This window comes from Mycobacterium sp. shizuoka-1, assembly GCF_002723835.1.
Classification (GTDB): Bacteria; Actinomycetota; Actinomycetes; order Mycobacteriales; family Mycobacteriaceae; genus Mycobacterium.
In genome coordinates, this window is the sequence record NZ_BEWG01000015.1 from 90,902 (window position 1) to 103,997 (window position 13,096).

At 67.8% G+C, this 13,096-nt stretch carries 11 protein-coding genes, 1 tRNA gene and 1 other RNA gene; 8 read left to right on the top strand and 5 right to left on the bottom strand.

What is annotated here, in order from left to right; all coding sequences use genetic code 11:
- Positions 1 to 68 precede the first annotated feature (68 nt).
- From ligD to MSZK_RS04205, 4 genes are all read left to right on the top strand, one after another.
- Positions 69 to 1,118, top strand: a complete 1,050-nt coding sequence (gene ligD, locus MSZK_RS04185; RefSeq protein WP_199203181.1) for a non-homologous end-joining DNA ligase — start codon at positions 69 to 71, stop codon at positions 1,116 to 1,118.
- A gap of 74 nt (positions 1,119 to 1,192) precedes the next feature.
- Positions 1,193 to 1,477: a PASTA domain-containing protein gene (locus MSZK_RS04190; protein WP_142389857.1), complete on the top strand. Its 285-nt coding sequence runs from the start codon at positions 1,193 to 1,195 to the stop codon at positions 1,475 to 1,477.
- 389 nt (positions 1,478 to 1,866) lie between these two features.
- Positions 1,867 to 3,861 (top strand): Ig-like domain-containing protein, encoded by a 1,995-nt coding sequence (locus tag MSZK_RS04195; protein ID WP_158230545.1) that lies wholly within the window; start codon positions 1,867 to 1,869, stop codon positions 3,859 to 3,861.
- A gap of 196 nt (positions 3,862 to 4,057) precedes the next feature.
- A complete protein-coding gene (locus tag MSZK_RS04205) occupies positions 4,058 to 5,662 on the top strand; it encodes a PecA family PE domain-processing aspartic protease (protein ID WP_142389858.1) in 1,605 nt (534 codons plus the stop codon).
- Here the strand turns inward: MSZK_RS04205 and MSZK_RS31935 are convergent.
- The gene (locus tag MSZK_RS31935; RefSeq protein ID WP_142389859.1) at positions 5,653 to 6,273 is read right to left on the bottom strand and encodes a hypothetical protein; all 621 of its coding nucleotides are present in this window, start codon (positions 6,271 to 6,273) and stop codon (positions 5,653 to 5,655) included. The two genes, MSZK_RS04205 and MSZK_RS31935, sit on opposite strands and share 10 nt — an antisense overlap.
- Here MSZK_RS31935 and MSZK_RS04215 point away from each other — a divergent pair.
- Positions 6,251 to 8,380: a S9 family peptidase gene (locus tag MSZK_RS04215; RefSeq protein ID WP_142389860.1), complete on the top strand. Its 2,130-nt coding sequence runs from the start codon at positions 6,251 to 6,253 to the stop codon at positions 8,378 to 8,380. The genes MSZK_RS31935 and MSZK_RS04215 overlap by 23 nt on opposite strands.
- Before the next feature lie 18 nt (positions 8,381 to 8,398).
- On the opposite strand, the gene MSZK_RS04220 is transcribed toward MSZK_RS04215, so the two are convergent.
- Complete coding sequence (locus MSZK_RS04220) at positions 8,399 to 9,061, bottom strand: cutinase family protein (protein WP_199203182.1); 663 nt, start codon at positions 9,059 to 9,061, stop codon at positions 8,399 to 8,401.
- Positions 9,062 to 9,264: 203 nt separating this feature from the next.
- On the opposite strand from MSZK_RS04220, the gene MSZK_RS04225 reads away from it, so the two are divergent.
- Positions 9,265 to 9,522 (top strand): hypothetical protein, encoded by a 258-nt coding sequence (locus MSZK_RS04225; RefSeq protein WP_099245151.1) that lies wholly within the window; start codon positions 9,265 to 9,267, stop codon positions 9,520 to 9,522.
- On the opposite strand, the gene MSZK_RS04230 is transcribed toward MSZK_RS04225, so the two are convergent.
- The 3 genes from MSZK_RS04230 to MSZK_RS04240 form a co-directional block, all read right to left on the bottom strand.
- A complete protein-coding gene (locus MSZK_RS04230; protein ID WP_099245153.1) occupies positions 9,519 to 10,589 on the bottom strand; it encodes a dihydrodipicolinate reductase in 1,071 nt (356 codons plus the stop codon). The genes MSZK_RS04225 and MSZK_RS04230 overlap by 4 nt on opposite strands.
- An 85-nt stretch (positions 10,590 to 10,674) precedes the next feature.
- Positions 10,675 to 11,448: a hypothetical protein gene (locus tag MSZK_RS04235; RefSeq protein WP_099245155.1), complete on the bottom strand. Its 774-nt coding sequence runs from the start codon at positions 11,446 to 11,448 to the stop codon at positions 10,675 to 10,677.
- A 72-nt stretch (positions 11,449 to 11,520) separates the two neighbouring features.
- Positions 11,521 to 11,606 (bottom strand) — tRNA-Ser (locus tag MSZK_RS04240).
- Between the two features lie 79 nt (positions 11,607 to 11,685).
- Here MSZK_RS04240 and ffs point away from each other — a divergent pair.
- Together ffs and MSZK_RS04250 are read left to right on the top strand one after the other, a co-directional pair.
- Positions 11,686 to 11,780, top strand: an RNA gene (gene ffs, locus MSZK_RS04245) — signal recognition particle sRNA small type.
- Positions 11,781 to 11,793: 13 nt separating this feature from the next.
- Entirely contained in the window at positions 11,794 to 13,089 is a 1,296-nt protein-coding gene (locus MSZK_RS04250; protein ID WP_099245279.1) for an aminotransferase class I/II-fold pyridoxal phosphate-dependent enzyme, read from the top strand.
- Positions 13,090 to 13,096 lie beyond the last annotated feature (7 nt).

A 13,096-nucleotide genomic window follows, 5' to 3' on the forward strand; every position in this document is an offset into this window, starting at 1 on the left:
CTCGTACACGTTGGCTTCGCCGGTAGGTTGGCAAGGGTGAGCGGACCCCAATTCAACCTGTCCCGCTGATGGCCGCCAAGGCCGAAGAGATCGACGTCGACGGTGTCGCCGTCCGGCTCACCAACCCGGACAAGGTGTATTTCCCTGCGCTGGGTGCCAAGGGAACCAAAGGCACGCTGGTCGACTACTACCGAACCGTGGGCTCGGGACCCCTCCTGACGGCGCTGAGGGACCGGCCGACGCATCTGCAGCGCTTTCCGGACGGCATCGAGGGCGAGGAGATCTACCAGAAGCGGGTGCCGGAGAAGCACCCCGAATACCTGCAGACGTGCCGGGTGACCTTCCCGTCCGGCCGCACCGCCGACGCGCTGAAGGTGACCCACCCATCGGCGATCGTGTGGGCCGCCCAGATGGGCACGGTCACGTTGCACCCGTGGCAGGTTCGCTGCCCGGACACCGACCATCCCGACGAACTGCGGGTGGACCTCGACCCGCAACCGGGCACCGGGTTCGCCCAGGCGCGCACCATCGCCGTCGACATCCTCAAACCGGTGCTCGACGAACTCGGACTGGTCGGCTATCCGAAGACGTCCGGCGGACGCGGCGTGCACGTGTATCTGCGGATCCGGCCGGACTGGGATTTCATCGCCGTACGTCGTGCCGGGATCGCGCTGGCCCGCGAACTGGAACGCCGGGCGCCGGATCTGGTGACCACCTCGTGGTGGAAAGAGGAGCGTGGGCAGCGGGTCTTTGTCGACTACAACCAGAACGCCCGCGACCGGACCTTCGCCAGCGCCTACTCGGTGCGAGCCACTCCGATCGCCACCGTCTCCACCCCGCTGACGTGGCAGGAACTGGCCGGCGCCGACCCCGACGACTACACGATGGCCACGGTGCCTGCGCTGATCGCCGAACGCGGCGACCCGATGGCCGACATGGATTCGGTTGCCCAGTCGATCGATCCGCTGTTGGCGATGGTGACCGCCGACGAGGAGCGCGGTCTGGGCGACCTGCCGTACCCGCCGAACTATCCGAAGATGCCGGGCGAGCCGCCGCGCGTGCAGCCGAGCAAGAAAGTGGCCGCCAACTGGGATGAACACGGCAACCCGCAGAAGTGAAAGCGATACGCGGACTGGTCATCACCGCCTCGACGGCGTGGCTTGTCGTGGCCTGCTCAGCGGAGGGCCAACCTGTGGTCGCGACGGAATCGAACACCACGGGTGCGGTCGCGACGATCCGGACACCGAGTCCGTCGACGCGCCCGCCCGACTCCCTGGTGATGCCGGACCTGCGGGGAATGTACTGGGTGGACGCGGAGCGGGCGCTCCGGACAGTCGGCTGGACAGGTGTGCTGTCGAAAGCCCCCGATCTGACGAATTCGCCATACCGGCGGAATCAAATTGCAGCGCAGGTGCCGGCGCCCGGCCAAATCATCGCCACCGATGCCATGATCACCCTGCAATTCGCCGCTGATTGAGATTGATTGAGCGTTCGCGTTCGGCACACGAACGAAATGGCAGCCATGAGCGCTCAATGAACGCCCATCGACAACAAGACTTTGTCGATTCGGCAAAGGCCGGTCCGGCTCCCTCGTTATCGTTGGGTCGCGTCTGGGGAGGGACGACCATGGCTGCGACGGCGAGTGCGGGGCGAATCAGCGGACTGGCGATTGCCGTGGGCCTCGGGGTGGCGATCGCCACCGCCTGCCCCGGTACGGCCTCGGCCGCACCATCGGACGGGACAGGGCACGCCAACAAGGCGACCGATAGCAGAACCGCTGCAAACCAACGGGTTTCGTCGACACCCCGGGTGAAAACCGCGAGCCGGGGGATGCCGCGGCCGCTCGCGCCTTCCCCTGAATCGCCCTTGTCCTGGACCGTGCTTGCGGTCGCTCGACGACCCGACGCGGCTGCCGCCGCCGTCAATCGGGCCCCGGTCATCCAGAACGTCGCCCTCAACACTCCGGCACCGGCCACCGGAGTGCTGACGGGCACGGTCGCCGCTGCGGACCCTGATGGCGACAAGCTCACCTACCGGGCCGGCACCGCGGGCAAGGGCAAGGGCACGGTGACCATCACCACCGCGGGCGTGTTCACCTACACCCCGACTGCGGCTGCCCGGCACAAGGCAGCGCTGGCGAACGCCGACGCGCTGCTCACCGCGGACACGGTCAACATCGTCGTCGCCGACCCGGCGGGACTGACGGCCACCACCGCGGTCACCGTACCCATCGCGCCGAAAAACGCCGTGCCCCTTGCCAAGACCACCGTCAATGCTCCGATCGCCGGCACCGGCATCGTCTATGGCAAGGTCGCCGGCACCGACGCCGACAAGGACCGCCTGCTCTTCAGCGTGACACCGACCAGTGTCAGGGGAGGCGCCGTCACCATCAACGGCGGCGGTGCGTTCACCTACACACCGACTGCGGCGGCTCGGCACACCGCCGCGGGCGGCACCGACAAGACCGACACGTTCACCGTCACCGTGGACGACGGGCACGGTGGCATCCTCTCCGTCCCGGTCACCGTGGTGATCAGCCCGAAGAACGTCGCACCGACCGGCAAGGCCGCCATCGGACCGCGCGACGTGAGCACCGGCGTGGTCACCGGTGCGGTGGTCGGCGCCGACGCCGACGGCGACGAAATCACCTTCGGCGGTACGGTCACGACCGCGAAGGGTGCCGTCGTCGTGAACGCCGACGGCACCTTCACCTACACGCCGACCGCAACCGCACGCGCGAAGGCCGCGGTGTTCAGCGCGCCGACCGCCGACAAGATCGACACGTTCTCGGTGGCGCTGTCCGACGGACACGGCGGCACCACCACCGTCGCGGTCACCATCACGGTCAGCCCCGGCAATACGATCGCCGCCAACGGGCTCAGCACGTTCTGCGGCTGCACGCTGATGCCGGCGGACACGATCTTCCACGCCGACGTCACCGACCTGCCGGTGCTCCCGAAATCGGGCACCTGGCTCGACGTGTTGGGGGCAAGCCGGGGGGCCACCTTGGGCGCGGGCTGGGGCAGCATGTGGATGAAGAGCACCGGCGGTATGCCGGTGAACGTGGTCGGTGCCAACCATCCCACCGAAACTGTGGTCTTCAACCGCGGCTATTCGACCAGCGGCCCCAGCATCGACAAAAGGCCCTACGCCATCCCTCACCGGCCCATCGTGGAAGGCATGCCGTCGCTACCCGCCTGGGATCGGCACTTGCTGGTGTTCCAGCAGGGCACCTGCATCTCACAGGAGCTCTACAACGTCGCCAACGGCGTCGAAATGCCGGCCAACAGCGTCCTCGACGGGGTGGGCAACGCGCTCTACCGCGTCCGGTACGGGTCGAAGTGGATCGCCGAGGCGGGGGTGCACTACGACATGAGCTCGCCGCTGTACCCGGCCAGCGGCTGGGCCAACGCGTCGCACCTGCCGTACCTGCCGCTCATCCTGCGTCCCGACGATCTGGCCCGCGGCAGCATCGACCACATGCTCGGCATCGTCATCGCCAAGGACAAGGGCACCGGCTACACCTGGCCCGCCGGCGGGGGCGACGGAACCGGGACCAATCCCGACGGTGTGCCGATGGGCAGTGTGCTGCGGCTGCGTACCGACTTCGACATGTCGGGATACTCCGCGGCGACCCAGGTCGTCCTGCGGGGGTTGCAGGAACATGGCGCGGTCATCTACGACTCGACCACCTCGGGCCAGGACGGCGCGAAACTGCTCGCGATGAGCAATGGTTGGGCCGGCACCGAGCATCTCACCGCACAGGCCGAACTCAACACCGTGCCGATGAGCGCTTTCGAGGTCGTCGACGTGTCGGGCATCCTGGTCGACCCGGCCGTCGGCTGGCAGATTCATAGCTGACACCTAAGGTGGGTTCGCGCTTGCCGCAGTGGTGCCTGTGATAGACACTCAGCAAACTCGTTAAGGAAAATCTCAGCCAAACGATGCTGGTGGACACGGGAGCACGATGAACCAGAGCGACAGTTCAGGCCGCACGCAGCGCACTGGACGGCGTCATCGGCAACCCTATGCATGGCTCGGTGCCGGCGCTCTGACAGTGGGCATCGGCGCCGCGCTGGCCAGCGGATCCGCGGTCGCGTACGCGGACACCGGTGCCGGATCGGGTGCGGGTAAGGCATCCGCGGCGAGTTCGGAAAGCAGCTCGGCATCCTCGACCGCGACCGCCTCGACGACCACCACGAAATCCACCGCACATTCGGCGCGCGCCAAGGAGGTGACCTCCTCGGGTGGAAACCTGAGCTCGCGCAAAGCCGCGGCCGCGGCGGCGAGCACCACCTCCGCGACCGCGGAGAGCACGGCAGCGGTCTCGTCGACCGGTCATTCCGCACGGGTACGCGTGGCGGCCAGCACCTCGACTCCCACCGCCGCCAATGCGACCCCCAGCAGCACCTCCTGGCTGCCGTCGACGCCCCCGACCGTGGCGAGCGTCGCGGTCGGCCTGGCCCAGGACCAGATCAGTCAGGCGCAGTCGCTGTTGCAGCAGCAGACGTGGGGGAGCGGCAACGTCGCCGCGGGACTCGTCGCGATCGCTCCGCAGATCCTGCTCGCCCAGGCGGCCTTGGCGCTGAACACCTGGGAGTCCTCGATCACCCCCGCCCAGTCGCTGTTCGCCAGGACCTCCGGCGTCCCGATCGTGCACGAACTGGCCGGGGTCGGTCTGCTGGGCACTCTGCTGCTGCCCACCCTGGCGACCACCGCACTGAACAGCGCGGGACTCTTCCTGCCACTGGTGGGCGCCCTGGACGGGACGGGCGGCATCACCCCGGTGCAGAACCTGGTCAGCACCGCCGCCAAGAACGGCCGGGTCTACGCGCTGGTCCCGGTGGTCATGCGGGCCACCACCGAGCCGATCGTCTACATCTCGGTCAACGGCGGACCCAGCACGCCGGTGCTCGTCGACAGCGGCTCCTCGGGCCTGGTGCTGACCGCCGCCTCGGTGGGCAACGCCGCCCCCCTCGGCGACCCGACCGGTACCGGCACCAGCGGCTACAGCGGGGGGCTGACCTACAGCTTCACCACCTACACGACCACGGTCGACTTCGGCAACGGCATCGTCTCCGGGCCCACCAGCGTCAACATCGTCGACGCCGAGGACGCGGCGACGGCGCTGGCCTTCTTCCACCGGCTCGGCGGCGCGTCCGGGGTGCTGGGGATCGGCGCCAACGCCGCGGGCCCCGGCCCGGTGGGCATCCCGACCACGGCGCTGCCCGGCGACCTCAGCCAGGGGGTGTTCCTCTACCAGGGCCTGTTCCTCGGCATCGCCGGCGTGATGGTCTTCGGACCGAACCCGCTACCCACGCGGACCTCGGTCGCGGGGGCCCCCGACGCCTATCTGAACGTCAAGATCAACAACGGGTCACCGACGACCGTCGGGGCGATCATCGATTCCGGCGGCGTGTACGGCACGATCCTGTCCTCGATGATCGGCGGTGCCACCAGTGTGCCGGTGGGCACCAGGATCTCGGTCTACACCACCGACGGGGTGCTGCTGTACTCCTACATCGTCACGTCGCAGAACCGCCCGTCGGTGATCACGAGCGGGCTGATCAACACCGGGTATGCGCCATTCCAGCACGGTCCGGTGTACATCGACTACACCACGCCGGACGGCATGGGTGCCACGCATTTCGACTACGCCTGAATCTTTGCCGCCCAACACCACTCGGTTGAATCTGCAAGGTCAGCAAATCCAACGCTGACAGTTTCGGCATTTCGTGAACCCGTGCCGCCCGGCGGGTCTACCCTCCGCAAAGGCGCTGTCGCCGTTGGTCGGGAGGTAGGCATCATGGGTGCTTCGAAGTTTGTCGGTCGGGTTGGCGGATTGGCTGTGGCGCTCGGTGTCGGCGCCGCCCTGTTCAGCACCGGATACGGGGTGGCGTGGGCCGATACCTCGACGGGATCGTCGGCGACAGGGTCGAATTCCAGTTCGCCGGGCGGCAAGTCCGCGACCGCAGGCTCGTCGGATTCCGGGGCGAAGGCGACGGCCTCGTCACGGCGCTCCGCCACCGCCGGCTCGGCCCGCGCCGCCGCTTCCGGCGGCGCCAAGACCGGCTCCAAGCACTCGAAGGCAGGCGCCGCATCGTCGGGTGCCGTGTCGTCGACCGCGTCGTCGTCGACGGTTTCCGCCGACGAGGCGGCAAACAATGGTGGATCATCCTCGACGCCGCCGAGTGGCGCCTCCAGCACCACCACCGTGTCGACGACTGCGGCGAGTTCTCCTGTCGCGGCGGTGACTTCGACCGCGTCGCGCACGCCCGCCGCGCGTATCGTGCTGCCCACGCCGGCTGCGATCTCCGGGGCGCTGACCACGGCGGTGCATGACGCGCTCGACCCGTTCACCGGCGGACTACCGCTCGCGCCGGCCAACTCACCCCTGGAGTTGGCGCTGGCCGCCTTCACCCGTCGTGAATCCGCCGCTGCGGCAACCAGTTCGGCGTCGGCGACCGCCAGCAACCCGATCATCATCAACCAGTCGCTGACCATCGTCGACGGCATCTACAACGGCACCACCGGGGCGACGACGTCGTCGGGCAATCAGCTCACCTACACCCTGATCAGCGGTCCGAGCGCGGGCGGCAAGATCACCTTCTCGGCGCCGGAGGACATTAACTACGTCCGCGGGAATTTCAGCTACCTGCCCTACCAGTCGGTCCTGGCCTCGGGCACCGAGACATTCAAGATCCTGGTGGCCGAGAAGACGCAGTTCGACAAGGCCCTCGAGAGCATTCCGATCCTGGGTGGGTTTGTGCCCCAGGTGCTCGTCGTCATTCACCAGACCCCGGTGCTCGGCACCCTGCTGGCGCCGATCATCGGGTACTCGCAGGTCGTGACGTTCACCCCGAACCCGTCGGTGGACAACACCACTGACGCTCCGCTGGCGTTCACCTACAAGATGCCGTCGTTCGACGGGACCTTGATCAGCGTCAACTGGTTCCCGGCCTCGACGCTGGGACCGGACGGCGTCCCGGCCGGCGACCTCGCCCCGACGATCCTCAACGGCCCGGGGCTGGCCAGTCCCGGCCAGACCGACCCCTACAAGAAGTTCGGCATCGACGAACTGACACCGGGGGTCAAGTCGTTGCGCGACGCCGGCTACAACGTGGTCACCTGGGATCCCCGCGGGGAGTTCGCCTCTGGCGGCATCCTGCAACTGGACAGCCCCGCCTTCGAGGGCCGTGACGTCACCGCGATGCTCAACTGGGTGGCCAAGCAGCCGACCTCCCAGCTCGACGCCCCAGGCGACCCGACGGTCGGTATGGTCGGTGGCTCGTACGGCGGCGGCATCCAATTGGCCTCGGCGGGAACCGATTCCCGGATCGACGCGATCGTCCCCGGCATCGCCTGGAACTCGCTGAACAACTCGCTCTACCCGGACAACGCGTTCAAGACGTCGTACGCCTCCCTGCTGCTGCTCAGCCTGGTGACGACTGCGGCGCGGATCAACAATCAGATCTACCTGGGTGTGATCACCGGCGACCTGCTGGGCGTCATCACCAACACCGCCCAAGCCGTACTCGCCAGCAGCGGACCGGATTTCGTGGTCCCGAACATCAGCGCGCCGACCCTGTTCATCCAGGGCACCGTCGACGTGCTGTTCACGCTGCAGCAGGCCATCGACAACGCCGCGGCGCTGACCCCGGGTGTCCCCGCCAAGATGATCTGGTACTGCGGCGGTCACGGGGTTTGCCTGGACACCGACACCACCGGGGATCGCAACCTGGACGCCAGCCTGGCGTGGCTGGACAGGTACGTGAAGGGCGAGGCGGTCACCCTCGGCCCGAACTTCCAATACGTCGACCAGTTCGGGAACTGGTTCGAGGCGGCGGACCTGCCTACGCCGGGCAGCGCGTTCTTCGGCACCGCGTTCGACGCGGCCACCGGCGCTGCGGGAGGGACGCTGGCCTTGGTCCCGGTGATCGGCGGCTCGGGTCCCGCGCCGCAGGCGTCCATCCCGTACTCGCTGGGGTTGGCGTCGAAGGCGCGCAATGCCATCAACGTCGACCTGGACCTCACCGGCCTGGATCAGACTGTCGGGGCGCCGACGCTGAGCTTCGACTACCAGGGCATCGGGACCAGCCGCTTCGTCTACGCCCAGCTGGTGGACAACAACACCGGCCGGGTGGTGGGCAATCTGGTCACGCCGGTGCCGGTCACGCTCGACGGGCGCAGCCACAGTGTGACCGTCAACATGGAGAACATCGTCTACACGTCGGATGACCCGGTCACCCCTGGCAGTTTGACGCTGCAGATCACCAGTTCGGCCACCGCGTACGAGAACTTCACCGCGTTCGGGGCGATCAACATCTCCAACATCGGCCTGACGCTGGCGCGGCCGGCGACGGTCACGCCGGAGCCCTGAGACCACTGGCGCTCGCGGTCAGCCGGCGTCGGATTCCAGCCGGCTGGCCGCGAACAACGCCGCCTGGGCGACCAGGCCCGAGCTGACGTATCTGCCGTGGGCGGACAGGTCGGTGCCATTCGAGCAGACCGGATCGCCGGTCAGGCAGACGTCGACCGCCTTGGCGCCGTAGGCGGCACTTCTGCTCGGCAGGGGGCCACCGCCGACCTTCCTGGACGGATTGCCGAAGACCACAACCGCCGCGACGTGGCCGGCGACGGCGTCGGGCATGGGTGTGGGCGTGCCGAACGCCGCGCCCCCGGTCGTGGTGAGCAGGTCGATGACGTCGGCGCCCTGCGAGTAGCCGCTGAGCACCACCCGGGTGTTCGGGCATGCGGCGACCAGGTTCTGGACGTGGACCCAGCCGTCCGCCGCGCCGGTGCTGGAGCCGCCGACAAGATCCAGGCTGGCCGGATAGTTGATGCCGTAGACCGACAACGATCTGCCCGGCACATGCGTGCTCAACGCGTTGACCAGTGCCTGCCCGACCGGATCGACCGGCGCCACGGTGTGGGTCCCGCGTGCGTACACGACCTGGATGTCGGCGCAGTTGTCGGCGTGGGCGACGGATGAAGGGGCCAGCGGCGCTGCGGTCATGACGACCGTGGCAGCAATGATCCGTGCGGTCCGGTGGGTGGGCACGGGTGCATGTTGACACCGGTCGAACCGGTGCACTCCAGGCGCGCCGACACCCAGGCAACCCGTGGGCAAACCCACAGCGTCGTTCGACGGTGGCGTGCACCACCTAAGTTGTTGGCGCACGCGGGAATTGGACTAAAATACGTCCCGTTGCAAAACGTGTGCAGACGGGTCGGGGCGGTAGAGGTCGTAAAGGAATCAACACGATGACACTGACGAAGATCGCAGCAGCAGCGGCACTGTCCACGGTGTTGGGTTTGGCCGGCCCGGGGGCCGGCGCCGGACTCGCGTCCGCCGACCCGGGCCACGGGCACGGCCCCGGTCATGGTGACTGGGGCTGGGACGACCATGGTCGCGGTGACTGGCGTGGACCGTATTACGGTCCGGCGTACTACGGACCGCCGTCGGCGTGCATCCAGGCCACCGGTCCGTTCGGCTTCGTGAGCGGCGGCGCCTGCATCTAGCCGGCCGGCATCACGCCCCGCGCCTTCGGCAGGGGGAGATCGTTGTAGGTCGCGATCCCGGGCGGAGCCGCGACCACGGCGGGGATGGCGTGGATCGGGGGCATCGCCGTCATGATGTGGCCGAGTACGAAGAAGTCTTCGAGCGCCGTCGCGTTCTCGATCATGTCCATCGGCGGCAGGAATCCGACTTGCATGTTGACCGTGGGGCGCCCGTCGATGGTGATCTTCCAGCCGTCGGCGTCGAGCTGCCAATCCGGCTGCAGCGTGGTGCCTTTCTTCCAGCGCACGTTGATGTCGATGACGGTCTTTCCGTTGGTGATGCCCTGCCAGCTGGCGTAGACGCCGGCCACGTGCCCGGCCTCGATGGTCCACGACGCCATTGGCAGGTCCTCGGTGGTCTGGGCGTATTCGGAGACGCAGACGATCTCGTCCAGTTCGATGCCCAGGGCGTCGGCAACCAGCTGAACGGCTTCGGCGAACACCGCGGTGCCCCTGGCCGCCATCGGCTGCAGATCGGGGTCGTCGATGGGCATGTCGAATCCCACCGGGCGCTCGGTCTCGGGGGAGTCGTAGAGGGTGGTGTCGGCGGACTCGGCGATGGTGATCTTGTCGACCCGGTCGCAGGCGGTGGCGGCGACGATGGCCAGCATCTCGGCGAAGCCGGGGCTCACGCCGGAGCCGAACATCGTGGCGCCACCGGCCTTGCACGCCTCGTCGATGCGGGCACGGCCGGCGCCGAGGTTGCCGCCGGTGATGAACGATGCCGAGGCGACGACGTTGACGCCGGCGGACAGGATCCGGACCAGTTCGTCCACGTCGATCCACATCGGGTTGTAGACCACACAGTCGGGCTTGAGGGCCAGCAGGGCGTCGATGTCGTCGGTTGCGGTCACGCCCAGCGGATCGATACCGGCCAGTTCCCCTACGTCACGGCCGACTTTGTCCGCTGACCAGGCATAACAGCCGACCAGCTCGAGGTTCGGGTTGGCGGCGATCGCCTGGACGGAGCTCTTGCCGACGTTGCCGGTGGTCCACTGGACGACCCGATGGCGAGGAATGTTGTGCACTCGCTCAGCATAGGGTGCGGGCCGTTCGCTCTGACCACCGTTTGGGTCCAGAAATTCGAGAGGAACGCGCCTGGCCTCGACGCGGCTAGTCGGCGTCGTCGACCGCGAGGCGATTGCGTCGCCGGAGGCGGTGGTTCGTCTTGCCGGTGGGCCGCTTGTTGCGCAGGCCACCGGCCTCTGGTGTTGCCACCGGCTCGGCCTGCGCCGAGACGTCGGCAGGTTGCTCGTTTTCGACGGTGGGCGTCTCCTCGGCGGGCTCGTCGACCGCCTCGGTCTCCTCCGGCTCGGCCACCTCGTCAGCCGGTTCAGCGGCTTCCTCGGTCTCGTCGGCCGCTTCTGCTTCGCCGGCCACTTCGGTGGAGGCCTCGTCGGCGTCGGCGCTCTCGCCCCGCTTCTTCTTCGCCTTTTTCGCTTTCTTGGGCTTCGGCGCCTTGGGCGGCAGCTCGGCGGTGTAGGCCAGGTAGAACGCCAGCAGCCCCAGGATCGCGACCGCGGCAGCCGCGCCATATACCCCGAACAGCCACGGCCCGCCGGCATCCAAACTGACCCAGATCTCGGCGACCGCCGTCCCCACGATCAGCACACCGGCCAGCAGGTGCAGGACGACCGCCGACAGCCGCAACCGCAGCGCCAGCGGCGGGGTCGCGTACTCGGGCTTGCGGGTGCGCAGCAGCGTGAGCAGCACCGGAAGTGCGGCCAGTGCGAACAGCACGCCGGTGACGATGCGCAGCACCGTGCCCAGCGTGTGGGTGGTGTCGCCCATCAGCTCCCACCACCGGGGCAGGACGAACAGGAAGTACAGGACGCCCCCGAGCACCCACAGCGTGAGGTGCAGTGCGGTCGCGGCGGCGCGGCCCATACCCCTCCTAGACGATAAGAATCCGAGGTGCGACCAGGCGCTTTGATCCCCCGATCGCACCTCGGACAGGTGCGGAGGATAGGGGATTTGAACCCCTGAGGGCTGTTAACCCAACCCGCGTTCCAGGCGAGCGCCATAGGCCACTAGGCGAATCCTCCGTCGGCAATGGTAGCCGACTTCAGAAGTGCCTCGCCCCGGCTGCCTGACAGGGCAGTGCCGCGCGGGTATTACACTCGCGATGGACCCCGCGCGGCGTCTATCCTGTGAACTCCCCCAGGGCCGGAAGGCAGCAAGGGTCAATGGGCTCTGGCGGGTGCGCGGGGTCCCCTTCTTGAAAGGCGCATGGTGTCGTTTTTGTCCCTGGGCCCCGACGAATTGCACGCCCAGCACGAATTGCAGCGGCAGAACTACGCCGAGCTGCAGGCCAAGAAGCTGTCGTTGGACCTCACCCGCGGCAAGCCGTCGGCGCAGCAGCTCGACCTGTCGAATGCCCTGCTGAGTCTTCCCGGCGAGCAGTACCGCGACGAGGACGGCACCGACACCCGCAATTACGGCGGCCTGCACGGGCTGCCCGGGCTGCGGTCGGTGTTCGGCGACCTGCTCGGTATCCCGGTGCCCAACCTGATCGCCGGCAACAACGCCAGCCTGGAACTGATGCACGACATCGTGGTGTTCTCGTTGCTGCACGGTGGGGTGGATTCGCCCCGGCCGTGGATCGAGGAGCCGGTGGTGAAGTTCTTGTGCCCGTCGCCGGGGTACGACCGGCACTTCGCGATCACCGAGAGTTTCGGCATCGAGATGATCAGCGTTCCCATGCTCGAGGACGGCCCGGACGTCGACCTCATCGAGGAACTCGTCGCCGCGGATCCGGCGATCAAGGGCATGTGGTGCGTCCCGGTTTTCTCGAACCCCACCGGCACCACCTACTCCTGGGAAGTGGTCCGTCGACTGGTGCAAATGCGCACCGCCGCACCGGATTTCCGGCTGTTCTGGGACAACGCCTACGCGGTGCACACGCTGACGCTGGAGTTTCCTCGTCAGGTCGACATCCTCGGCCTGGCCGAGGCGGCCGGTAATCCGAACCGGCCCTATGTGTTCGCCTCGACGTCGAAGATCACCTTCGCCGGCGCCGGGGTGAGCTTCTTCGGTGGCTCGCTGGGCAACATCGCCTGGTATCTGCAGTACGCCGGGAAGAAGTCGATCGGACCGGACAAGGTCAACCAGCTGCGTCACCTGGCGTTCTTCAAAGACGCTGACGGCGTCCGCCTGCACATGCTGCGCCACCAGCAGCTGCTGGCGCCGAAGTTCGCGCTGGCCCTGGACATCCTCGACAAGCGGCTGTCCGACTCCAAGGTCGCGTCCTGGACCGAACCCAAGGGCGGCTATTTCATCAGCCTGGACGTGCTGCCCGGGACGGCCAAGCGGACCGTCGCGCTGGCCAAGGACGCGGGCATCGCGGTCACCGAAGCCGGTGCCTCGTTCCCGTACCGAAAAGACCCGGACGACAAGAACATTCGTATCGCGCCGACGTTCCCGCCGGTGTCGGATCTGACCGATGCGATCGACGGCCTGGCCACCTGTGCGCTGCTGGCCGCCACCGAGTCCCTGCTGGGGTCCACCGCTGTCACCCCCGGTCGGTAGCCTTCAC

Bases quoted from the DNA above. Each gene is read 5' to 3' on its own strand.
- ligD (WP_199203181.1), top strand. From the start codon at position 69: ATGGCCGCCAAGGCCGAAGAGATCGACGTCGACGGTGTCGCCGTCCGG.
- MSZK_RS04225 (WP_099245151.1), top strand. From the start codon at position 9,265: ATGACACTGACGAAGATCGCAGCAGCAGCGGCACTGTCCACGGTGTTG.
- MSZK_RS04235 (WP_099245155.1), bottom strand. From the start codon at position 11,448: ATGGGCCGCGCCGCCGCGACCGCACTGCACCTCACGCTGTGGGTGCTC.